This window comes from Mycobacterium scrofulaceum (genome assembly GCF_002086735.1).
GTDB classification, from domain to species: domain Bacteria; phylum Actinomycetota; class Actinomycetes; order Mycobacteriales; family Mycobacteriaceae; genus Mycobacterium; species Mycobacterium scrofulaceum.
Map to the genome: position 1 here is coordinate 1 of NZ_MVIJ01000054.1, position 22,055 is coordinate 22,055.

The window sequence follows — 22,055 nt, forward strand, 5'->3', positions numbered from 1 at the left end:
CCTGGTCCCCGGCACCCCCGACCCCGTCAAGGACGCCGACGAGGTGGTGGCCTTCGCCGAGGAGTACGGCGTGCCGATCGCCATCAAGGCGGCCTTCGGCGGCGGTGGCCGCGGCATGAAGGTGGCGCGCACCATCGAGGAGATCCCCCACCTGTACGAGTCGGCGGTGCGCGAGGCCGTCGCCGCCTTCGGCCGCGGCGAGTGCTTCGTCGAGCGCTACCTGGACAAGCCCCGCCACGTCGAGGCGCAGGTGATCGCCGACCAGCACGGCAACGTCATCGTGGCCGGCACCCGCGACTGCTCCCTGCAGCGCCGCTTCCAGAAGCTGGTGGAGGAGGCGCCCGCGCCGTTCCTCACCGACGCGCAGCGCAAGGAGATCCACGAGTCGGCCAAGCGCATCTGCAAGGAGGCGCACTACTACGGCGCCGGGACCGTCGAGTACCTGGTGGGCCAGGACGGCCTGATCTCGTTCCTGGAGGTCAACACCCGGCTGCAGGTCGAGCACCCGGTCACCGAGGAGACCGCGGGCATCGACCTGGTGCTGCAGCAGTTCAAGATCGCCAACGGCGAAAAGCTGGACCTCACCGAGGATCCCACGCCGCGCGGCCACGCCATCGAGTTCCGGATCAACGGCGAGGACGCCGGCCGCGGCTTCCTGCCGGCCCCCGGCCCCGTCACCCGGTACGACACTCCCAGCGGCCCCGGCGTCCGGCTGGACTCGGGCGTCGAAGCCGGTTCGGTGATCGGCGGGCAGTTCGACTCGATGCTGGCCAAGCTGATCGTGTACGGCGCCACCCGTGAAGAGGCATTACGACGCGCCCGCCGCGCTCTTGCTGAATTTCACGTCGAGGGGCTGGCCACCGTCATCCCGTTCCACCGCGCCGTGGTGTCCGACCCCGCCTTCATCGGCGACGGCGAAAGCTTCTCGGTGCACACCCGCTGGATCGAGACCGAGTGGAACAACACCATCGAGCCGTTCACCGGCGGTGAGCCCCTCGACGAGGAGGACACCCGGCCGCGCCAGACGGTGGTCGTGGAGGTCGGCGGGCGCCGGCTCGAGGTGTCGCTGCCCGGCGACCTGGCCCTGTCCAACGGTTCCGCCGCCGACCCGGCCGGCGTCATCCGCAAGAAGCCCAAGCCGCGCAAGCGCGGCGCGCACGCGGGTGCCGCCGCCTCCGGTGACGCGGTGACCGCCCCGATGCAGGGCACCGTGGTCAAGGTCGCGGTCGAGGAGGGACAGGAAGTCGCCGCCGGCGACCTGGTCGTGGTCCTCGAGGCGATGAAGATGGAGAACCCGGTCACCGCGCACAAGGACGGTGTCATCACCGGCCTTGCGGTCGAGGCCGGCGCCGCCATCACCCAGGGCACGGTGCTCGCCGAAATCAAATAACCGGCCGGACAATATTCCTGGGAAACAGTTGTCGACCGGGTCCGGCGCGGGTAGCGTTCGGGTCAGGTTGAGTTCACAGCCGTCCGGATCACGTCAAGGGCGCGGAAAGCTATGAGCTCCCTGCATTCCCGTTCATCCCCGCCTGACGTTTCCGCAGCATCCTGCTCGACGGATGGAGTCAGTAATGCCTGTGGCCCAATCTTGGCAGCAAAGCCGCGCGGCGCAGTTCACCGCGCGCTGGGACCCGTCGGGGACCCTGATCACGGTGGACGGTGAACTCGACGCCGCCAATGCCGATCAGCTCGCGGCGTACGTCCGGCACGTCGTCGATCGCTCGCGGCGCGTGATCCTGGACCTGCGAGGCCTGAAATTCATTGGCACGGCCGGATTTTCGGCACTGCATCGCATCAATGTCGTCTGCTCCGGCGCCCAGGCGTACTGGGCGATGGCGCCGAGCCCGGCGGTGGCGCGGTTGCTGCGCATCTGCGACCCCGACGGCACCCTGCCGGTGACGACGCCCATGGCCGAGCCGCTGCTGGAGCCGCTGCGGGCCGGCGGCGAAGTTCTACTGCAGCTGGTCGCGCAGCCGCGTTAGCGACTTCGCCAGCAGCCGGGAGACGTGCATCTGCGAGATGCCGACCCGTTCGGCGATCTGCGTCTGCGTCATCGATTCGAAGAACCTGAGCACCAACACCGTTCGTTCCCGCTCGGGGAGCGCCTCGAGCAGCGGGCGCAGCGACTCCTGGTCCTCGATGCGGTCCAGGCCGGTGTCCACGTCGCCCAGGGTGTCGGCGATGGCGCGGGCTTCGTCCTCCTCGCTGCCGCCACCGCTGTCGATGGACAGCGTGTTGTACGAGCTGCCCGCGACCAGGCCCTCGACGACCTCCTCGCGGTCCATGCCGAGTTCGGCGGCGAGTTCGGTTGCGGTGGGCGCCCGTCCGAGCCGTTGCGACAGGTCCGCGGTGGCGGTTCCCAGACGCAGATGCAATTCCTTGAGGCGCCGCGGTACCTTGACCGACCAACTGTTGTCGCGGAAGTGGCGGCGGACCTCGCCCATGATCGTCGGGACCGCGAACGACACGAAGTCGGAGCCGGCGTCCACGTCGAACCGCACGACCGCGTTGACCAGTCCCACCCGCGCCACCTGGACGAGGTCGTCGCGCGGCTCGCCGCGGCCCTCGAACCGGCGGGCGATGTGGTCGGCCAGAGGCAGGCAACGCTCCACGATCTTGTCCCGTTGACGCTGAAACTCCATCGAGCCGGCGTCCACGGTCGCCAGCTCACGGAACATTTCCGGGACATCGGCGTATTCGTTCGGGCGCGAGACCGAACCGCCGGCAGCTGGTGGTGTCACCTGCTGGAGGCCGCCCGTCGCGCCGTCAGCGTGATACCGAAGACGCTGCCGGTTTGGTTGGGTTCGCGACCGTCGTGGAAGGTCTGGACGTCGTCGGCCAACGAGGTCAGCACGTGCCAGCTGAAGCTGCCCGGCGCGACCACGTCGTGGGTGTCGCACGCCGCGGACGCCTCCACCACCAGCTGGTCGTCCTGCGGGTCCACCACCACGACCAGGGTCGCGTCTGGCGTGGCGCAGCGGATCAGCCGGGTGCACACTTCGTCGACCGCGAGCCGCAGGTCCGCCACGGCGTCGAAGTCCAAGTCCTCGAAGGTGCCGATCGCACCGACCAGCGTCCGCAGCATCGCGAGGTTCTCCAGCCGCGCCGCGACGTGCAATTCGACGGCGCGATGGCCGCGCTGACGCTTGTTGGTGCGCAATCCCGCATCGTTCATCTGGTCTCCCGGCAAATTTTGACTGACACTACTACTGCCCCGCAGACCGCCGTGGACCGTACGTTCGAGCCGATTAGTCATGGTTGCCGCCGGGTACTCGGCCCCACATGGACGGGCCGGAGACCTCCGAAGCGGTTCGGACGCGACGGCTCAAGCGCGTGGCGTTGATCGCCGGGATCGCGCTCGTCGTGTTGGTCGTTCTCGTTGTAGGCATCTATGTCGGTGTCTTCGTGATCCTGGCCCCCATGATGGGGTGACCACGCAGACGGAACCTTTCCGGCACTCATCATGGTGCACACCTGATACCCACTCGACAGGGCCGGTAACCCCCCGCGGTGGCTTCGCGGCAAATAAAGTGAGGGCGCCCTAGGCGGGCCGCCCCGCACACCCGGCTAGCTGGCCGGCCACTGCCGGTGGACCTCCGGGTGTTCGGCGTACCAGCGCTCCGCGATCCTGCGGATCCGCCAGTGTTCCAACGCGACCCAGACCAGTCCGAGCACCGCGGCGATGACCGCCAGCACGCCCGCGGTCATGCCCTCGTTGTGATGGCCGCTACCGAACGCCGCCAGGCTTCCGCACGCCCCGACGACGCCGGCGACCACCAGCAGATACCCGGGCCAGTGCAACACGTCGATCAACGATTCGCCGGCGAGTGGCCGCGTGGTCCTCAGATGGTCGACGGGGTCATGAAAGGTGTCTCCCATGGCTGCTCCTCATGGAGAACTTGACTCATGCGCAGCTCAATACGGGTTGCACCATCAACGGTAGATCGCCCGGGCGGGTTTGGCGAGAGCCGATCAGAGGGTCAGCGCCGGGCCGGCGATCGGGGCCACGCCCAGGGCCCCGGTCAGCACCATCAGGGTGAACAGGAACCAGCCCGCCCCGTGCCATCCCCACCAGGTGCCCTGCGCCTTCCACACCCGATAGGTGCGCAGAAACGCCCACAGGCCCGCCGCGAGCAGGATCAGCGGACCCCCGAGCGCCAGCAACGTCCGCTGCGGTGCGCCGCAGGCGACGGTGTCGACGCCGTTGCTCGGGCAGGTGCTCACCCATAGCGCGGCCATCACCACGAAGCCGACCGCCGCGGCCGCGGCCGCCACCGCGAACCGGATGGCGGCGCGCACTTCGCCGTCTTCCTGTCCCAAGCGATCACCACCACCGGATCGCTCATCCGCTTTGTGCATCGGGTGCCCCTTAATGTCCCCCGGGTAGCCAACGTCCTATTCATCGTTTGCTGCGTCGCAATGGTTACCGCGCGATGACCTGTGATCCGACGACCGGACGCCGCAACCGCGCTGGCACTAGCGGAATACGCGCACCGGAGATATACCCGCCGGCAAACTCTATAAACTGCCACCGCCCGGGCCGGCCGCGGCCCGGCGCCCCGCGCGGCGCCCGTCGCCGCACGATCCCCCCGGGCGTGGCGGCGCCGTCGCGGGTTCGGCGATTCCCGCTGGCACGGGGCGTGCGGTCCGAAAAGACACAATGTGGTCGGTGTCTCAGAACCGATGAGTACTATCTCTGACATGCCGACAGGCCGAAGGCGGTTGTCCCCCGAGGATCGACGCGCTGAGCTGCTCGCTTTGGGGGCGGAAGTCTTCGGAAAGCGACCCTACGACGAGGTCCGGATCGACGAGATCGCCGAGCGTGCCGGGGTGTCCCGGGCGCTGATGTATCACTACTTCCCCGACAAGCGGGCCTTCTTCGCCGCGGTGGTCAAGGACGAGGCCGACCGGCTCTACGAGACCACCAACATGGACGACGCCACCGGCCTGACCATGTACGAAGAGGTGCGGATGGGGGTCATGGCGTACATGGCCTACCACGAGCAGAATCCTGAGGCCGCGTGGGCCGCCTACGTCGGGCTGGGCCGGTCCGACCCGGTCCTGCTGGGCGTCGACGACGAAGCCAAGAACCGCCAGCTCGAGCACATCATGAGCCGCATCCACGACCTCGTCGCCGACATCGCGGGGGCCAAGCTGGAGGCGGACGTCGAGCGGGACCTCCGGGTGATCTGCCACGGCTGGCTGGCGTTCACCTTCGAGCTGTGCCGCCAGCGCATCATCGATCCGACGATCAACGCCGACCGCCTCGCCGACGCGTGCGCGCACTCGCTGTTCGACGCCATCGCCCGGGTGCCGCAGATACCCGAGGAACTGTCCCACGCGATGGCGACCGCCCGCATCCAACCGCGCTAGCCCGCGCCGTTGTCGGTGCGCCTTGGCACCATGGTGGGGTGACCACCCCCGACCCGTTGAGCCGGTTCAGCGCGACCACGCGCGAATGGTTCACCAGCACGTTCGCCGGGCCGACCACCGCGCAGGCCCAGGCCTGGGACGCCATCGCCGACGGCGACGACACGTTGGTGGTCGCGCCGACCGGATCCGGCAAGACGCTCGCGGCCTTCCTGTGGGCACTTGATTCCCTCGCCGGATCGGCCGACCGGCCGGCCGGCACCAGCGTGCTCTACGTGTCCCCGCTCAAGGCGCTCGCGGTGGACGTCGAGCGCAACCTGCGCACCCCGCTGGCGGGCCTCACCCGCATCGCCGAGCGGCGCGGCCTGCCGCCGCCCGCCATCAGCGTCGGCGTCCGCTCCGGTGACACCCCGCCCGCCGAACGCCGCCAGCTGATCGCGCGGCCGCCCGACGTGCTGATCACCACCCCGGAGTCGCTGTTCCTGATGCTCACCTCCGCGGCGCGGGAAACCCTGGCCGGTGTGCAGACGGTGATCGTCGACGAGATCCACGCCATCGCCGCGGGCAAGCGCGGTGCCCACCTGGCGCTGTCGCTGGAGCGGCTCCAGGATTTGTCGCAACAGCTGCGCGAGGGGCCGCCCGCGCAGCGCGTCGGGTTGTCGGCGACGGTGCGCCCGCCCGAGGAGCTGGCCCGGTTTCTGTCCGGGGCGGGCCCGACGAGCCGGACAAGGGTGGTGGCGCCGCGGGCGGCCAAGACCGTCGAGCTGTCGGTCCAGGTGCCGGTGCCCGACATGGCCAACCTGGCGAACACTCCCTCGCAAGCGGGTGGTACCCCCAGCATCTGGCCCCACGTCGAGGCGCGGCTGGTCGACCTGATCGAAGCGCACAATTCGACCATCGTGTTCGCCAATTCGCGGCGGCTGGCCGAGCGGCTCACCGCGCGGCTCAACGAGATCCACGCCGAACGCTTAGGGGTGGGCCTGCCGAGCGAGACCAACCCGAAGGTGGCGGGTGGGGCGCCCGCGCACATCATGGGCAGCGGCCAGACCTACGGCGCCGAACCGTCCCCCGCAAGCGGGACGTGCCCCCAGTTGGCGCGCGCGCATCACGGCTCGGTCAGCAAGGAGCAGCGCGCCCTGGTCGAAGAGGACCTCAAGCGCGGGCTGCTCAAGGCGGTGGTGGCGACGTCGAGCCTGGAGCTGGGCATCGACATGGGCGCCGTCGACCTGGTCATCCAGGTGGAGGCGCCGCCGTCGGTGGCGAGCGGCCTGCAGCGCATCGGGCGGGCCGGCCACCAGGTCGGCGAGGTGTCCCGGGGGGTGCTGTTCCCCAAGCACCGCACCGACCTGATCGGCTGCGCGGTGACCGTGCAGCGGATGCTCTCCGGCGAGATCGAGACGATGCGGGTGCCGGCCAACCCGCTGGACATCCTGGCGCAGCAGACGGTGGCGGCCGCGGCGCTGGAGCCGCTGGACGCCGACCGGTGGTTCGACACGGTGCGCCGCAGCGCGCCCTTCGCGACGCTGCCGCGCAGCGTGTACGAGGCGACCCTCGACCTGTTGTCGGGCAAGTACCCGTCCACCGAGTTCGCCGAGCTGCGTCCCCGGCTGGTCTACGACCGCGACACCGGGACGCTGACCGCCCGGCCCGGCGCGCAACGGCTGGCCGTCACCTCCGGCGGCGCCATCCCGGACCGCGGCATGTTCACCGTCTACCTGGCCAGCGAGTCGGAAAAGCCTTCGCGGGTCGGCGAACTGGACGAGGAGATGGTGTACGAGTCGCGGCCCGGCGACGTGATCTCGCTGGGCGCCACCAGCTGGCGGATCACCGAGATCACCCACGACCGGGTGCTGGTGATCCCGGCGCCCGGGCAGCCGGCCAGGCTGCCGTTCTGGCGCGGCGACGACGCCGGGCGCCCGGCCGAGCTGGGCGCCGCGCTCGGCGCGTTCACCGGCGAGCTGGCCGGGCTTGGCCGCGAGGACTTCAACGCCCGGTGCGCCGCTTTGGGTTTCGACGCCTACGCGACCGACAACATGTGGGCGCTGCTGGACGAGCAACGGGCCGCGGCGGGGGTGGTGCCCACGGACACCACCCTGCTGGTCGAGCGGTTCCGCGACGAGCTGGGCGACTGGCGGGTGATCCTGCACTCGCCGTACGGGCTGCGGGTGAACGGCCCGCTGGCGCTGGCGGTGGGTCGCCGGCTGCGCGAACGCTACGGCCTGGACGAGAAGCCGACCGCCTCCGACGACGGCATCGTGGTGCGGCTGCCGGACATGCTTTCCGACACCGGCGAAACCCCGCCCGGCGCCGATCTTTTCGTCTTCGACGCCGAAGAGATCGACCCCGTCGTCACCGCCGAGGTGGGCGGTTCGGCGCTGTTCGCGTCGCGGTTCCGGGAATGCGCGGCCCGGGCGCTGCTGCTGCCCCGCCGGCACCCGGGCAAGCGATCGCCGCTGTGGCAACAGCGCCAGCGGGCCGCCCAACTGCTGGACGTGGCCCGCAAGTACCCCGACTTCCCGGTGGTGCTGGAGACCGTCCGCGAGTGCCTACAGGACGTGTACGACGTCCCCGCCCTTACGGCGCTGATGGCCGGCATCGCGCAGCGCAAGGTGCGGGTCCTCGAGGCGGAGACGGCGCGGCCGTCCCCCTTTGCGGCGTCGCTGCTGTTCGGTTACGTCGGCGCGTTCATGTACGAGGGCGACACCCCGCTGGCCGAGCGCCGCGCCGCGGCGCTGTCGCTGGACAGCACGCTGCTGGCCGAGCTGCTGGGCCGCGTAGAGCTGCGTGAATTGCTCGACCCCGACGTCATCGCCGCGACCGGCCGCCAGTTGCAGCACCTGGCGGAGGACCGGGCCGCACGCGACGCCGAAGGCGTCGCGGACCTGCTGCGGCTGCTGGGTCCGATGACCGAGGAGGAGATCGCCGCCCGGTCCGGCGGCGCCGAGGTGGGCGGCTGGCTCGAGGGCCTGCTCGCGGCGCGGCGGGCCCTGCCCGTCTCGTTCGCCGGCCGCAACTGGTGGGTGGCCATCGAGGACATCGGCCGGCTGCGTGACGGGGTCGGCGCGCCGGTCCCGCTGGGCGTGCCCGCCGCCTTCACCGAGGCGGTGGCCGACCCGCTGGGCGAGCTGCTGGGCCGCTACGCCCGCACCCACACCCCGTTCACCACCGCGGAGGCCGCCGGCCGGTTCGGGCTGGGGCTGCGGGTCACGGCCGACGTGTTGAGCCGGCTGGCCGACCCCTCCGGTTCTCAAGGCCGGCTGGTGCGCGGCGACTTCGTCGCCGCCACCGAGTTCTCCGGCGGGGCCGGGAGCGAACAGTGGTGCGACGCCGACGTGTTGCGCGTGCTGCGGCGGCGGTCGCTCGCCGCGCTGCGGGCACAGGTCGAGCCGGTGAGCACGGCCGCGTACGGCCGGTTCCTGCCGGCCTGGCACGGGGTGACCGGTCCCGGTTCGCCGAACCATTCGGGGCTGGAAGGCCTGATGTCGGTGGTCGACCAGCTGGCCGGCGTCCGGCTGCCGGCCTCGGCGGTCGAACCGCTGGTGCTGGGCCCCCGGGTGCGCGACTACGCCCCCGCCATGCTCGACGAGCTGCTGGCCAGCGGTGAGGTCACGTGGCAAGGCGCCGGGCCGATCTCGGCCAGCGACGGCTGGGTCGCGCTGCACGTCGGCGAATCCGCGCCGTTGACCCTCGCCGAGCCCGCCGAGATCGACTTCACCGACGCCCACCGGGCGATCCTGGACACGCTGACCGGCGGGGGCGCCTACTTTTTCCGCCAGCTCGCCCAGGGCGGAATCCCCGACGCGGAACTGAAAACCGCGCTCTGGGAATTGATTTGGGCCGGCTGGGTCTCCGGTGACACGTTCGCCCCGGTGCGCGCCGTGCTCGGCGCCGCGGGCGGCCGCAGGCGCTCGGTCCCGGCGCACCGGTCGCACCGGCCCCCGCGGCTGAGCCGGTACAGCGTCGCGCACGCGCAGACGCGCCCCGCCGACCCGACGGTGGCGGGGCGATGGTCGGCGCTGCCGGCCGCCGAGCCCGACTCCACGATGCGCGCGCACTATCAGGCGGAGCTGCTGCTGGGCCGGCACGGCGTGCTGACCCGCGGGGCGGTGGCCACCGAGGGCGTCACCGGCGGGTTCGCCACGCTCTACAAGGTGTTGAGCACCTTCGAGGAAGCCGGCCGGTGCCAGCGCGGCTATTTCGTCGAGTCGCTGGGCGGGGCGCAGTTCGCCGTCGCGTCGACCGTGGACCGGCTGCGCAGCTACAGCGAAGGAATCGACCCCGAGCGACCGGAATACCGGGCCGTCGTGCTGGCCGCCGCCGACCCGGCGAACCCCTACGGCGCCGCGTTGCCGTGGCCCGCCTCGAGCGCCGAGGGCGCCCGGCCGGGCCGCAAGGCCGGCGCGCTCGTCGTTCTGGTGGACGGCCACCTGGCCTGGTTCCTCGAACGCGGCGGGCGGTCCCTGCTCACCTTCACCGGCGACCCCGCCGCCCATGGCGCGGCGGGCGCGGCGCTGGCCGACCTGGTGGGCTCCCGGCGGGTGGCGGCGATCCTGGTCGAGCGCATCGACGGGGTCCCGGCGCTACAACCCCAGGCCGGCGGGCCCAACCCGGCCGCTGAGGCGCTGGCCGAAGCGGGGTTCGCCCGCACCCCGCGCGGGCTTCGGCTGCGGTGAGGCTGCGGTAGCCATGCCCGAGGGAGACACCGTCTGGCACACCGCGGCCCTGCTGCGCCAGCACCTGGTGGGTCGCACCCTGACGCGCTGCGACGTCCGCGTCCCGCGCTACGCGACCGTCGACCTCACCGGCGAGGCGGTCGACGAGGTGCTCAGCCGCGGCAAGCACCTGTTCATCCGGGTGGGCCCGGCGAGCATCCACTCGCATCTGAAGATGGACGGCAGCTGGCGGGTGGGCGACCGGCCGGTCCGGGTCGACCACCGCGCGCGGATCGTCCTGGAAGCCGGCGCCGTGTGCGCCGTCGGCGTGGACCTGGGCGTCCTGGAGATCCTGGAGCGCGACCGCGACGCGGACGCGGTCGCGCACCTGGGGCCCGACCTGCTCGGCGAGGACTGGGACGCCGGCCTGGCCGCCGCCAACCTGGCCGCGCACCCGGACCGGCCCCTCGCCGAGACGCTGCTGGATCAGCGGGTGCTGGCCGGGATCGGCAACGTGTACGCGAACGAGCTGTGTTTCCTCAGCGGGCACCTGCCCACCGCGCCGGTCAGCGCGGTGGCTGACCCGCATCGGCTGGTCTCCCGCGCACGGGACATGCTGTGGCTGAACCGGTTCCGGTGGAACCGCTGCACCACCGGCGACACCCGGACGGGGCGGCAGCTGTGGGTCTACGGGCGGGCCGGCCAGGGCTGCCGTCGCTGCGGCACCCGCATCGACTACGACGGCTCCGGGGAACGGGTCACCTACTGGTGCCCGTCCTGCCAACGCTGACGCGCGCCTGGCCACCAGCCCCACGGCGGCGACCCGCAGCGCCCGGCCCCGCCGCGCTCGCGATCGCCACCAGCCCCACGGCGGCGACCCGCAGCGCCCGGCCCCGCCGCGCTCGCGATCGCCACTAGCCCCACGGCGGCGACCCGCAGCGCCCGGCCCCGCCGCGCTCGCGATCGCCACTAGTCCCGGGCGTGCGCCAGGAAGAACTGCGCGATCGCCTCCGACCCGTCGAGCGCGCGGGTGGTGGGCCCGATGATCGCCTTGGGCAGGTACTGCCTGCCGCCCGGCCACGTGTGGCCACCACTGTCGATCCGGTAGAACGTCACCTCGGTGGACGACGCGCACGCCGTGGAGTCGAAGCGGTGCACGACCGTGCCGTCGCCGACATTGGGCAGCGCGTCGACCGCCGGATCGCCCTGGCAGCCGTCGGCCGAACGCCACCGGTCCACCATGCTGTTGGCGGAGATGGCGTGGCTGACCCCGCCCCGCCCGCGCACGTCCCCGCCGTTGAACGGCACCAACGGGTCGGCCGTGCCGTGGGCCTCCCAGACCGAGACCGGCCGCGACGGGTTACACCCCACGCCCACGCCCAAGGTGCCCGCCACGGGCGCGACCGCGGCGAACACGTCGGCCCGATCACACGCCAGCCGGTTGGACATGAAGCCCCCGTTCGACATGCCGGTGACGAAGACGTGTCCCGGGGCGATGCCGTAGTCGTCCTGCAGTTTGCCCACCAGCCCCACCAGGAAGCCGACGTCGTCGATGTGCCTGCGGTCCGCCGGCGACGCCCCGCGCCCGTCGGCCCAGCTCTTGTCGTACCCGTCGGGATAGACGACCAGCAGGTTGTGGGCGTCGGCGACGGCGTCGAAACCGGTCAGCCCGCGCTGCGCGTTCCCGGTGCCGCCGCCGCCGTGCAGGCTCAGCACCAGCCCGACCGGGCTACCCGGCGGCACGTGCAACAGGTAAGTTCGGTCAATGCCGCCGGAACGAAACGTTCCGGAAGCATCCCGAGCGCTGGCCGCCGACACATGCCTCACACCACAACCGACCAAGCACGCCACCACAACGGCCAGCGACAACCAACGCACGTATGGCATTCCGTCAGTACACCGACGGGGCCGGCGCCTGAGCAAACCCGGGTGTGGCGATGATCGCAATATCATTGATCCTGCACCGTGCGACGTCGCAGCGTGCGAATATTCGGGCAGCCCCCGCTGTCAGCGAGCAACGGCACTTCGATGTCACGGGAGTATCAGAAATGACGAGGACCCAGATTCGCAACCCCAGCCTGCTGCTGTTGCTGTCGGCTGTCGGCGTTGTGCCGGCGGCTGGGTTGCTCGGTGTGCCGGGGACGACCCCGGCCGCCCACGCCACCGCCACCGACGACGCCTTCCTCGCGGCGCTGACGGCCAAGGGCATCAACTACGAATCGCCGGAGACCGCCATCCGGTCGGGTCACCTGGTGTGCGCGCAACTCGATTCGGGGATCGCACCGCAACAGGTGGCGAACGACGTCATGACCAACAGCCACCTCGACGGCTACCACGCCGGTTATTTCGTCGGCGTGAGCATCCGGGCGTACTGCCCGAAGTACGGCGGTCAGGGCTGAAAGTTAACAACCAGTTGACAGGTTCGTGACAAGCGCACGGGTAGAATTGGAGACGAACCTATCTCGAGAACTCGAAGGCCAAATGATTCCTAAACGTTTGGTCGGCGTTGCACTCACTCTCGGCGCTGCTGGTTGGATGACAGCAACGGCCAACGCCGACCCAAGCCCCTATAACACCCTCAGCTGCAGCTGCCAGGAGACGGCTCCGGCGGGCAGCACGACGCTGATGGACAAGGTCGACCGGGGAATCCAGCAAGGCCTTTCGGATCTGCCGGGCATCGAAGTCGCACACTAGGGCTCAGTTCCGCTTCCGCATCCGCCGCTCGATGTAGTGGTAGCGCGCGGCGCGTCGCCGGATGCGGTACGCGCTTCCCCGGGTGCGGTGCGGCCGCCCGACGGGGCGCGTCGGCTCGCTGTAGAAGAGCAGCTTGCCCAGCTCGACCAGAACCAGGTAGCACGCGACGAAGGCGCCCAGCACGGCGAAGAACTGCCACGGCAGCGGCGTGAAGCCCAGGGTGCGGGCCAGCGGCGAAATCGTCAGCCCGGCACCGACGGCGACCACGGTGAGACTGGTGACGGCCAGCAACGCGCTGGGGCGGCTGCGAAAGAACGGGACCATCCGGGTGCGAATGACGAAGATGATCAGCGTCTGCGTCGCCAGCGACTCCACGAACCACCCGGTGCGGAACTCGACGGCGCCGGCGTGCAGCACGCCCAGCATCAAGCCGAAGGTCAAGAAGTCGAACAGCGAACTGATCGGGCCGAAGATCAACATGAACCGGCGGATGAACGCGACGTCCCAATGCGAGGGCGCCTGCAGCTGCGCCGCGTCGACCCGGTCGGTGGGGATGGCCAGCTGCGAGGAATCGTAGAGCAGGTTGTTCAGCAGGATCTGGCTGGGCAGCATCGGCAGGAACGGCAACAGCGCCGACGCGGCCGCGGCGCTGAACATGTTGCCGAAGTTGCTCGACGTGCCCATCAGGACGTACTTGATGGTGTTGGCGAAGATGCGCCGTCCCTCGGCCACCCCGGTGGCCAGCACCCCGAGGTCCTTTTCCAGCAGCACCACGTCGGCGGCGTCCTTGGCCACGTCAGTGGCGCTGTCGACCGAGATCCCCACGTCGGCGGCGTGCAGGGCGAGGGCGTCGTTGACACCGTCGCCCAGGAAGCCGACCGACCGCCCCGTGCGCCGCAGCGCGGTGATCAGCCGCGCCTTCTGCTCCGGGGAGATGCGCGCGAAGATGGTGTGGTCCTGCGCGACCCCGGCGAACGCTTCGTCGCCCAGCCCGTCGAGCCCGGCACCGGTGATGGTGCCCTTGGACGCCAAACCCAGGTCGGCGCAGACCTTTTCGGCGACCTGGGGGTTGTCGCCGGTGGCGATCTTCAGCTCGATGCCCAGCTCGGCCAGTTCGGCCAGCGATTGCCGCGCGGCGGATTTCGGTTCGTCGGCGAACACCAGGAACCCCGCCAGCGACAGGTCGCGTTCGTCCGCCCTGGTGAGGGTCGTCAGCGCCGGCGCCGGCCTGGCGGCCACGGCCACCACCCGGCGCCCCTGCGCGAACAGCGCCGCAAGCACCTCGTCGGTCTCGGGTGCGACGGTCCGGCACTGCGCCAGCACCTGTTCGGGTGCGCCTTTGACCACCAGCACCCGGTTTCCGCCGTCGTCGACCAGTGCCGAGGTCGCCCGGCGTTCGTGGTCGAACGGCAGCATCGCGACCCTGCGCACGGCACCGCCGGCCGGTTCGTGCGCCGGCGCGGACTCCCAGAGCGCGGCGTCGAGCGAATTGGCGCTCGCCCCACCGGTTTCCGGGTCCACATCGGTGGCCAGCAGCCCGAGCCGGCGGACCGCGTCGCTGTGCGCACCGGTGGGGTCGACCGTGTCCACCAGGCGGATCCGGCCTTCGGTCAGGGTCCCGGTCTTGTCGGTGATCAGGATGTCGATGTCGCCGAGGTCTTCGATGCACACCAACCGCTTCACTAGCACCTTCGCCTTGGCCAGCTGGCGCGACCCGGTGGCCAGGCCGGTGCTGACGACGGCGGGCAGCAGTTGCGGTGTGATGCCGACCGCGATCGCCAGCGAGAACAGCACCGAGTCGATGATCGGCTTCGCCAGCAGCAGGTTGCTGATCAAGATGATCACCATCAGCGCGATGGCGACCTGCAGCAGCAGGTAGGAGAACCGGCGCAGCCCGATCTGAAAGCCGGTTTCGGGCTGACGTTCGTCCAAACCCGCTGCGATGCGCCCGAATTCGGCGTCCTTTCCGGTGGCGTACACCACCCCGGTGCCCTCGCCGGCGCTGACGATGGTGCCCATGAAGGCCAGGTCGGTCGCGTCGGCCACGTCGGTTCCGGGTGGCACGGGTTCCGGCGTTTTCTCCGATCCGGTCGATTCCCCGGTCAGGATGCTCTCGTTGCATTCCAGACCGTTGACGTCGATCAGCCGGACGTCGGCCGGCACCGCCTCCCCCAGCGACAGGCGGATCACATCGCCCGGCACCAGCGCGGTGACGGCGAGCGAGACGAACTTCCCGTCGCGGCGCACCACGGCGTTGTGGTGCACGCTGGCATGCAGGTCGGCGGCGGCCCGTTCGGCGCGGTACTCGTTGACGAAACCCAGGCCGATGCTGGCCGCCAGGATGATGAAGATGATGACCGCCTGCATGCTGTCGCCCAAAAAGTACGAGACGATCGCGGTGCCGGCCAGCAGGATGAGCACGGCGTTGCGCAGCTGGCGACCCAGCACCGCAAGGACATTGACGCGATGGGTCCGCACCGCGTTGGGCCCGTAGCGCGCCAGCCGGGCCGCGGCCTCCGCGGCCGACAACCCGGCGGCCGTGCTGTCCAGCCAGCGCAGCACCTCGTCGACGGAAGCGGCGGCGACCCGCTTTGTGGTGGTGGCCGCCGAGTCCGGTCGCGTTTCGGTGGTCATAGCCAGTCGCGCCGCTTGAACATCGCGTAGATGACGACCATCAGGACGAATATCAGGCTGGTGCTGGCGATGAACCCGGCGAGGTGGCCGAAGCCCGGGTAGGGGACGTTCTGGCCGTAGAAGCCCGTGATGGCGGTGGGGACCGCGATGATGGCCGCCCACCCGGTCAGCTTCTTCATGATCGTGTTGAGCCGGGCGTCCTGCAGCGACAGGTTCGTCTCGAAGATCGTTGTGACCATGTCGCGCAACGACTCCGTCCACTCCGACACGCGCAGCACGTGGTCGTACAGGTCGGCGTAGAGCGGGTCGAGCTCGGGGGCGGTGCCGACCTCGCGCCGGTGGTGCTGGATCGAGTTGACCACCTCCCGCATCGGCAGCGCCACCCGCCGCAGCGCCACCAGGTCTCGCCTCATCTGGAATGTCCTGCGCTGAAAGCTCGCCTGGCGCGGCGTGCCGTCGAACAGCTCGTCCTCGATGGCCTCGACGCAGTCGTCCAGCGCCTCCACCGCGGCGAAGTGGCTGTCCACCACGACGTCGAGCAACCCGTGCACCAGGGCGCCGACGCCGTACTGCTGGGCCCCGATCTCCTCCCAGCGCCGCGTGAGCTGCGCGATGTCGAAATCCGCCGTCAGGCGCACGGTGATCAACCCGCGGGGCAGGACGAAGGCCGAAATCCGCTGCATCGACAGCAGCCGGCGCGGTTGGTCGCCGCCCTCGGCCTCGACGTGGACGGCGTAGACGGTGAAGAACGTGTGCGTGTCGTACGCGGTGGCCTTGACCCGCTCGGCGGCGGCCACGGCGTCTTCGACGGCCCAGGTGTTGAGGCCGAGTTCGCTCGCCAGGCCGCACAACGCGTCATGGTCCGGCTCGCACACATCCACCCAGACCAGGGCGTCGGGCTCGCGCAGGTACTCCGAGACCTCGCCGAACACGAAGTCGTCCTGCGGCTTACCGTGGCGCCACAGGCGACCGTGAATGTTGGGCGCGACCTGCACGAGGTCATCCTCTCAGCCGGCGCTGCCAACGCCCGTCAGTAGGTGGTGATCTCGTCGGGCGCGGGCAGGTCGCCGCTGACGATGAAGATGACCCGGCGGCCGACTTCCACGGCATGGTCGGCGAAGCGCTCGTAGAAGCGGCCCAGCAACGCCGCGTCCACGGCCGCGGGGATGTTGTCCGTCCAGTCCTTGTCCAGCAGCACGCTGAACAACCGCCGGTAGAGCTCGTCCATCGCGTCGTCTTGTTCGCGAAGCCGGGCGGCCTGCTGCGGGTCGCGGGAAATGAGCACCTGTCTTGCGCTGTCCCCCAAGCCGATTGCCACCCTGGCCATGTCGGCGAAACTCGCGCGGACCCTGTCGGGCAGTACCCGGTCCGGATGCTCGCGGCGGGCGATCTTGGCGACGTGCACGGCCAATGCGCCCATGCGTTCGATGTCGGCGATGAGCTGGATGGTGCTGAACACCACCCGCAGCTCGCCGGCCACCGGTTGTTGCAGCGCCAGCAGGTCGAACGCCTCCCGCTCCGCCCGCGCCCGCATCGCCACCATGCGGTCGTGCTCGCGGATGACCTGTTCGGCGGCGTCGAGGTCGGCCTCCAACAGGGCGTCGGTGGCGCGCCTCATGGCGTCGTTGGCCATGCCGCACATCTCGCCGAGCTGGACGCTCAACTCGTCCAGCTGATGGTGGTAAGCGGTTCGCATAGCGCAACGGTGGCCAATGCGACCGTTTTTCACAAGGGACGAAAGCCCCACGAAAAGGGCCTGAATGACTTTTCCCGTGCGCGTCACCGGCCGTTAAGCTGCCGCTGTCACCCTTGCGGAGCCGAGGGCACTCGGACATTAGCTGAGCCGGGAGAACACGGTGAGCACACGACGCGGCCTGCCCGGCTTGGGCTTGCTGACGGCGCCGCTGCGCGTCGCCGTCGTGGGCACCGAGATCGCCGCCGGCACCGCCCTGTTGGGCGGCCACGTCGCGGTGACCATGGGCAGGTCGCTGGCGCGGGCGACGCCGGATGTTCCGGCGCTGACCCGCGCCGCGGCGGGTGCGGTGCTCGAGGCGGTGGGCGGCCCACCGGCCCGGCGCGCCAGCAGTAACGGCGCGCGGCGCTGGATCGAGGTGCGCGGCCTGGACGGCGAACACGGCTCGGCGATCGCCTCCGACGCGCTCGCCGGCGTCCGCGCGATGCCCGGCGTCCGGCAGGCCCACCTCAACCGCACCCTGGCGCGGGTGGTGGTGACCGTGGACGACGACGGGCCCTCGGCCGCCGAGCTGTGCCGCGTCGTCGCCGGCGCCGAACGCCGGGACCGAGGCGGCGCGCACCGGCACCTGCCGGCCAGCCTGCCGGGCGACGACGCGTTGCTGATGGGCCGGATGGTCGCGGCCACGGCGGCCTCTGTGGGCTTTGGACTTTCGCTGACCGGCAGCCTGCTGCGGCTGCCCCGGCTGCCCGACCTGGTGGCGGTGCCGCCGACGGTGGCCGACCACCTGCCGCGGGTGCGCCGGGAACTCGAGCGCCGCCTCGGCCCCGAGGGCACCGACGTGTTGTTCGGCATCGTCAACGCGGCCACCGCCGCCTTGACGTTGTCGCCGACGGCGGCGGCCGCCGAGGCCGCCACCCGCACCATGCTGGCGGCCGAGGCGTGGAACGGCAGGCTGGCGTGGAACCGGCACGAACCCGGCTGGGCCGGCGGCCCCGCGCCCGACGATGCGACCGCGGCACCCGTCGGCAACCCGGCCCCGCCGGACGGGCCCGCGGAGCGCTACGCCAACCGCGCCGGCGCGGCCGGCATCGGCGCCGCCGCGGCGGTCGGCCTGCTCACCCGCAACCCCGACGCGGCGGGCGCCGCCGCGCTGGCCGCCGTCCCCAAACCGCTGCGCACGGTACGGGAAGCGTTCGGCTGCACGATGAATCGGGGCCTCGCCGCCCGCCACGACGCGCTGGTGCTGCGCCCCCGCGTGCTGCGGACACTCGACCGGGTCGACGCGATCATGATCGACCCGCGGGCGCTGTACACCGACGAATTGACGGTCAGCCGCGTGCTGGGCGTGGAGAACTCGGCGCGCGCCCACGCCTGGGAGGCGGTGCGCGCCGCCCTGGACGGCGACGGCCTGAAACCGGGCTGGCACCCGCTGGCCGACATCCCCGGCGCCGGCAGCGTCGGCGAGGCGCTGATCAGCCCGGTCCGCGATCCGTTGGCGGCGGCGGTGCTCACCGAGGCGCGGCGGTCACAGCCGCGCGTCTATTCCCTCGATGACGACGGATTGCGTTCCCTGGCACAGGGTTTCGATCAGCTGTACCCCGCCGACGGGTCGGTCGACCACGCGGTGGCGGCGGCCGTCGCCGAACTGAAGGCCGCCGGAAAAACGGTGGCGCTGTTGACCACCTCGGGCATGCGGGCGGCGCACCGGTCCGACGTGACGATCGGGGTGCTGCGGCCCGGGCACTCCCCGCCGTGGGCCGCCGACGTGATCGCCAACGACCTGACCGGCGCCTGGCGGGTCTTGCACGCGCTGCCCGCCGCGCGCGCCGCCACCGACAGCGCCGTCCGGTTGTCCGCCTCGGCCTCGGCGATCGGCGCGCTGATGCTGATTCCCGGTGTGCCCGGGCGCAGTTCGGCGTCGGTCAACGTCGGCATGGCGGCCAGCCTGTGGTTCGGCTACCGGGCGGCGCTGAAGACGCTGCGCGATCCCCTGCCGGAGCCCGAAACCGCGCACGACTGGCATGCGCTGCCGGTCACCGAGGTGCAGCGGCTGCTGCCCCGCCCCACCGGCGAGGAGCGCGAGGAGGCGGCCGCGTGGTGGCAGCAGCCCCCGCCGCTGCGCGCGCTGCACGACACGAGCGTGAAGTCGTGGGGGGCGGTCCGCGATTTCTTCGACGAGATGCGCGGCGACCTGGCCGACCCCATCACCCCGTTGCTGGCGACCGGCGCGGCGGCCAGCGCGCTGCTCGGCTCGCCGCTGGACGCGGTGCTGGTGGGCAGCGTGCTGCTGGTCAACGCCGCCCTGTCGGCCGAGCAGCAGCTGCACGCGGAGCGCACCCTGAACCGCCTCCTCGCCGTCCAGGATCCGCCGGCGCGACGGCGGGTGGGCGCGCTGGACGCGCAGCGCCGCGAGAAGGTGCCGACCAAGCGGCTGCGGCTGGGCGACATCATCGAGGTGCACGCCGACGAGGTGGTGCCCGCGGACGCCCGGCTGCTGCACGCGTCGAACGTGGAGGTCGACGAGTCGACGCTGACCGGCGAATCGCTGCCGGTGGCCAAGCAGACCGATCCCACGCCGGGCGCCCCGCTGGCCGAGCGGTCCTGCATGCTCTACGCCGGCACCACGGTGGTCGCGGGCACCGCGGTGGCCGTCGTCACCGCCGTGGGGTCGCGGTCCGAGATGCGCCGGGCGCTGGCGATGGCCCCGCGCAAACTGCAGGAGATCGGGCTGCAGCGGCAGCTGCGGCACATCACCCGCCGGGCGTTGCCGTTCAGCGTGGCCAGCGGGGCCCTGGTGGGGCTGCTCAGCGTGGCCCGGGGCACCGGATTGCGCGAGGCGGTGTCCAGCGCGGTCACGCTGATCGTCGCCGCCATCCCGGAGGGCCTGCCGCTGGTGGCTACGCTCGCCCAGCTGTCGGCCGCGCGTCGGCTCACCGGCGAATCCGTGCTGATCCGCAACCCGCACTCGGTGGAGGCGCTGGCCCGGCTCGACGTGGTGTGCTTCGACAAGACCGGCACGCTCAGCGAGAACCGGCTGAAGGTCAAATCGGTGCGCCCGATGGCGGGCTTCGCCCCGGGACAGGTGCTGGACGCGGCCGTGAGCACCAGCTACGCCCGGCACAGCCACCGCGTCGAGCACGCCACCGACGACGCGATACACCAGGCCGCCGGCGACCCCGCGCTGCGCGGCGGCGCGCCGCCGCGGGAGCGCGAGACCCGCGACGCGTTCCTGCCGTTCCAGTCCGGCCGCCCGTTCGCGGCCGCGCTCGTCGGCACCCGGCTGACCATCAAGGGCTCCCCCGAGGTGCTCGCGTCGGCGTTGCTGAACGACGGCGATTCGCTGACCCGGCAGGTGAACGAGATGGCGGCCAACGGATTGCGGGTGCTGGCGGTGGCCGAACGGCGACTCAGCGCGAAGCAGGCTGCGGCCGCGGCGGCGGACCCCGACCGGTTGGAGGCCCTGTGCGGCGCCGGGCTCACCCCGATCGGGTTGCTCGGGCTCGCCGACACCCCGCGGCCGGCGGCCGGCGCGGTGCTCGGGGAACTCGGGGAGCGCGGCATCGGCGTCCGGCTGATCACCGGCGACCACCCGGCGACCGCGGCGGTGATCGCCCGCGAGCTGGGCATCGACGTGACCGCCGACCAGGTGATCACCGGCAGCGACTGGGAAGCGCTGTCCGCCGACGGCCGGGCCGCCGCGGCGGCGTCGCGGGTGGTCTTCGCGCGGATGACGCCGGAACACAAGATCGACGTGGTGCAGACCCTCGAGCGGAGCGGGCTGGTGACGGCCATGGTCGGCGACGGCGTCAACGACGCCGCCGCGATCCGGGCGGCCAGCGTGGGCATCGGCGTGGCGGCGCGGGGCAGCGACGCGGCCCGCACGGCGGCCGACGTGGTGTTGCTGGACGAACGGATCGAGGCGCTGCTCGACGCCCTCGACGAGGGCGAGCAGCTGTGGCGGCGCGTGCAGTCGGCCGTGTCGATGCTGCTGGGCGGCAACCTCGGCGAGGTGTGCTTCGCGCTGATCACCACCATCCTCACCGGGCGTTCGGTGCTCAACGCCCGCCAGATGCTGCTGGTCAACATGCTGACCGACGCGCTGCCGGCCGCCGCGTTGGCCGTCAGTCCCCAAACCGGCACCGCCGGCGTCGACCGCGACGAGGCGGCGATGTGGCGGGCGATCGGCATCCGCGGTGCGGCGACCACCATCGGCGCCACGGCGGGCTGGGCGATGGCCAGCGTGACCGGCCCACCACGCCGCGCCGCCACCGTCGCGCTGGTCGCGCTGGTCGGTGCGCAACTCACCCAGACCCTGGTCGACTCGCGCGCCCCGCTGGTGGTGGTGACGTCGGTCGGCTCGCTGGGCGCCCTCGCGGTCGTGATCAGCACCCCGGGGCTCAGCCAGCTGTTCGGGTGCACCCCGCTGGACCCGTTGGGCTGGGGCCAGGGCCTGCTGGCGGCGACCGCGGCCAGCTCGCTGTCGGCGGTCGCGCCGGGCCTGCTGGCGCGCGCGTCGCAGGCCGTGCAGCGGCGCTGGCTCGGCGGCGAGCCGGCGGGCGACGAGGAAAGGGCACAAGGTCACACCGGTTCGGTGCGGCCGACCCTGTCGGGCCCGGCCGGCGCCGACCACGATTGAGGCGTGCATATGGAAAATCGCTTACAGCTCAAGCCCTACCGGTCGGTCTCGGAGCACATCGACGGTGCCTGGTGGCCGCGAACCACGAACCTGGTCGACGAACTGCCCGGCCTGCTGGCGTCGGTGTCCGAACGGCTCGGTCCCGTCGTGATGGTGGGCTACCGCCGCAACGGCTGGCAGGACACCCGCCGCTGGCGCAGATCGGCGGCCACACGGTCGAACTGCTGGCGTTCACCAGCGACGAGCCGGCCAGCGTCATCCTGATCGGCGCGGACGGCCACCACCTCACGCTGCACGTCATCCGCCCCGACGCCGGCGAAGAGGCCGCCCGTCGAGCGCTGGAGCGGGCCGGGGCGCCCGCCGAGGACGT

The 22,055-nt window shown here is 71.5% G+C and carries 17 protein-coding genes and 1 pseudogene; 10 read left to right on the plus strand and 8 right to left on the minus strand.

Annotated features, from left to right (window positions below):
- Both BST44_RS24370 and BST44_RS24375 read left to right on the plus strand, forming a co-directional pair.
- The coding region (locus BST44_RS24370; protein ID WP_142274679.1) for an ATP-binding protein at positions 1–1,390 on the plus strand (1,390 nt) is incomplete at its 5' end.
- A 172-nt stretch (positions 1,391–1,562) separates the two neighbouring features.
- Entirely contained in the window at positions 1,563–1,985 is a 423-nt protein-coding gene (locus tag BST44_RS24375) for an STAS domain-containing protein (protein ID WP_083179564.1), read from the plus strand.
- Here the strand turns inward: BST44_RS24375 and BST44_RS24380 are convergent.
- Entirely contained in the window at positions 1,956–2,744 is a 789-nt protein-coding gene (locus BST44_RS24380) for an RNA polymerase sigma factor SigF (RefSeq protein WP_083179565.1), read from the minus strand. The two genes, BST44_RS24375 and BST44_RS24380, sit on opposite strands and share 30 nt — an antisense overlap.
- Positions 2,741–3,178 carry an ATP-binding protein gene (locus BST44_RS24385; protein ID WP_055405180.1) on the minus strand — a complete coding sequence of 146 codons (438 nt, stop codon included), beginning with the start codon at positions 3,176–3,178 and terminating at the stop codon, positions 2,741–2,743. Before BST44_RS24385 ends, BST44_RS24380 begins: the two co-directional genes overlap by 4 nt.
- 107 nt (positions 3,179–3,285) lie before the next feature.
- Between BST44_RS24385 and BST44_RS30510 the strand changes: the two genes are divergently transcribed.
- Entirely contained in the window at positions 3,286–3,435 is a 150-nt protein-coding gene (locus BST44_RS30510; RefSeq protein WP_167380251.1) for a hypothetical protein, read from the plus strand.
- 135 nt (positions 3,436–3,570) lie between these two features.
- Here the strand turns inward: BST44_RS30510 and usfY are convergent, their stop codons facing one another.
- On the minus strand, positions 3,571–3,882 hold the full coding sequence (gene usfY, locus BST44_RS24390) for a protein UsfY (protein WP_083179566.1): 312 nt from the start codon (positions 3,880–3,882) through the stop codon (positions 3,571–3,573).
- 93 nt (positions 3,883–3,975) lie between these two features.
- Positions 3,976–4,362 carry a hypothetical protein gene (locus BST44_RS24395; protein WP_083179567.1) on the minus strand — a complete coding sequence of 129 codons (387 nt, stop codon included), beginning with the start codon at positions 4,360–4,362 and terminating at the stop codon, positions 3,976–3,978.
- Positions 4,363–4,704: 342 nt separating this feature from the next.
- Here BST44_RS24395 and BST44_RS24400 point away from each other — a divergent pair, with 342 nt between their 5' ends.
- From BST44_RS24400 to nei2, 3 genes are read left to right on the plus strand one after another with little or no spacing between them, the layout of a single operon-like run.
- A complete protein-coding gene (locus BST44_RS24400) occupies positions 4,705–5,376 on the plus strand; it encodes a TetR/AcrR family transcriptional regulator (RefSeq protein WP_083179568.1) in 672 nt (223 codons plus the stop codon).
- A gap of 38 nt (positions 5,377–5,414) precedes the next feature.
- A complete protein-coding gene (locus BST44_RS24405; RefSeq protein WP_083179569.1) occupies positions 5,415–10,046 on the plus strand; it encodes an ATP-dependent helicase in 4,632 nt (1,543 codons plus the stop codon).
- A 13-nt stretch (positions 10,047–10,059) separates the two neighbouring features.
- Entirely contained in the window at positions 10,060–10,815 is a 756-nt protein-coding gene (gene nei2 / locus BST44_RS24410) for an endonuclease VIII Nei2 (RefSeq protein ID WP_083179570.1), read from the plus strand.
- A 179-nt stretch (positions 10,816–10,994) separates the two neighbouring features.
- On the opposite strand, the gene BST44_RS24415 is transcribed toward nei2, so the two are convergent.
- The gene (locus BST44_RS24415) at positions 10,995–11,912 is read right to left on the minus strand and encodes a CE1 family esterase (RefSeq protein WP_083179571.1); all 918 of its coding nucleotides are present in this window, start codon (positions 11,910–11,912) and stop codon (positions 10,995–10,997) included.
- Positions 11,913–12,073: 161 nt separating this feature from the next.
- Between BST44_RS24415 and BST44_RS24420 the strand changes: the two genes are divergently transcribed.
- On the plus strand, positions 12,074–12,424 hold the full coding sequence (locus BST44_RS24420) for a DUF732 domain-containing protein (protein ID WP_083179572.1): 351 nt from the start codon (positions 12,074–12,076) through the stop codon (positions 12,422–12,424).
- 136 nt (positions 12,425–12,560) lie between these two features.
- Complete coding sequence (locus BST44_RS24425; protein WP_244184931.1) at positions 12,561–12,719, plus strand: hypothetical protein; 159 nt, start codon at positions 12,561–12,563, stop codon at positions 12,717–12,719.
- Positions 12,720–12,722: 3 nt separating this feature from the next.
- Here BST44_RS24425 and mgtA read toward each other — a convergent pair whose 3' ends face one another.
- Genes mgtA through phoU form a run of 3 tightly spaced genes read right to left on the minus strand, consistent with a single transcriptional unit; the run spans position 12,723 to position 17,049 of the window.
- Positions 12,723–15,353 carry a magnesium-translocating P-type ATPase gene (gene mgtA / locus BST44_RS24430; protein WP_083179574.1) on the minus strand — a complete coding sequence of 877 codons (2,631 nt, stop codon included), beginning with the start codon at positions 15,351–15,353 and terminating at the stop codon, positions 12,723–12,725.
- Positions 15,350–16,348 carry a magnesium transporter CorA family protein gene (locus tag BST44_RS24435; RefSeq protein ID WP_083179575.1) on the minus strand — a complete coding sequence of 333 codons (999 nt, stop codon included), beginning with the start codon at positions 16,346–16,348 and terminating at the stop codon, positions 15,350–15,352. Before BST44_RS24435 ends, mgtA begins: the two co-directional genes overlap by 4 nt.
- 35 nt (positions 16,349–16,383) lie before the next feature.
- Complete coding sequence (gene phoU / locus BST44_RS24440) at positions 16,384–17,049, minus strand: phosphate signaling complex protein PhoU (RefSeq protein WP_083179576.1); 666 nt, start codon at positions 17,047–17,049, stop codon at positions 16,384–16,386.
- A 280-nt stretch (positions 17,050–17,329) separates the two neighbouring features.
- Here phoU and BST44_RS24445 point away from each other — a divergent pair, with 280 nt between their 5' ends.
- Both BST44_RS24445 and BST44_RS31560 read left to right on the plus strand, forming a co-directional pair.
- Entirely contained in the window at positions 17,330–21,685 is a 4,356-nt protein-coding gene (locus BST44_RS24445) for a cation-translocating P-type ATPase (protein WP_341865323.1), read from the plus strand.
- 9 nt (positions 21,686–21,694) lie between these two features.
- Positions 21,695–21,975, plus strand: a pseudogene (locus tag BST44_RS31560) (DUF5994 family protein); the annotation flags it as partial.
- Positions 21,976–22,055: the final 80 nt, after the last annotated feature.

Bases quoted from the DNA above. Each gene is read 5' to 3' on its own strand.
- BST44_RS30510 (WP_167380251.1), top strand. From the start codon at position 3,286: ATGGACGGGCCGGAGACCTCCGAAGCGGTTCGGACGCGACGGCTCAAG.
- BST44_RS24375 (WP_083179564.1), top strand. From the start codon at position 1,563: ATGGAGTCAGTAATGCCTGTGGCCCAATCTTGGCAGCAAAGCCGCGCG.
- mgtA (WP_083179574.1), bottom strand. From the start codon at position 15,353: ATGACCACCGAAACGCGACCGGACTCGGCGGCCACCACCACAAAGCGG.
- BST44_RS24400 (WP_083179568.1), top strand. From the start codon at position 4,705: ATGCCGACAGGCCGAAGGCGGTTGTCCCCCGAGGATCGACGCGCTGAG.
- nei2 (WP_083179570.1), top strand. From the start codon at position 10,060: ATGCCCGAGGGAGACACCGTCTGGCACACCGCGGCCCTGCTGCGCCAG.
- BST44_RS24395 (WP_083179567.1), bottom strand. From the start codon at position 4,362: ATGCACAAAGCGGATGAGCGATCCGGTGGTGGTGATCGCTTGGGACAG.
- phoU (WP_083179576.1), bottom strand. From the start codon at position 17,049: ATGCGAACCGCTTACCACCATCAGCTGGACGAGTTGAGCGTCCAGCTC.
- BST44_RS24385 (WP_055405180.1), bottom strand. From the start codon at position 3,178: ATGAACGATGCGGGATTGCGCACCAACAAGCGTCAGCGCGGCCATCGC.
- usfY (WP_083179566.1), bottom strand. From the start codon at position 3,882: ATGGGAGACACCTTTCATGACCCCGTCGACCATCTGAGGACCACGCGG.
- BST44_RS24420 (WP_083179572.1), top strand. From the start codon at position 12,074: ATGACGAGGACCCAGATTCGCAACCCCAGCCTGCTGCTGTTGCTGTCG.
- BST44_RS24425 (WP_244184931.1), top strand. From the start codon at position 12,561: ATGACAGCAACGGCCAACGCCGACCCAAGCCCCTATAACACCCTCAGC.
- BST44_RS24415 (WP_083179571.1), bottom strand. From the start codon at position 11,912: ATGCCATACGTGCGTTGGTTGTCGCTGGCCGTTGTGGTGGCGTGCTTG.
- BST44_RS24445 (WP_341865323.1), top strand. From the start codon at position 17,330: ATGGGCAGGTCGCTGGCGCGGGCGACGCCGGATGTTCCGGCGCTGACC.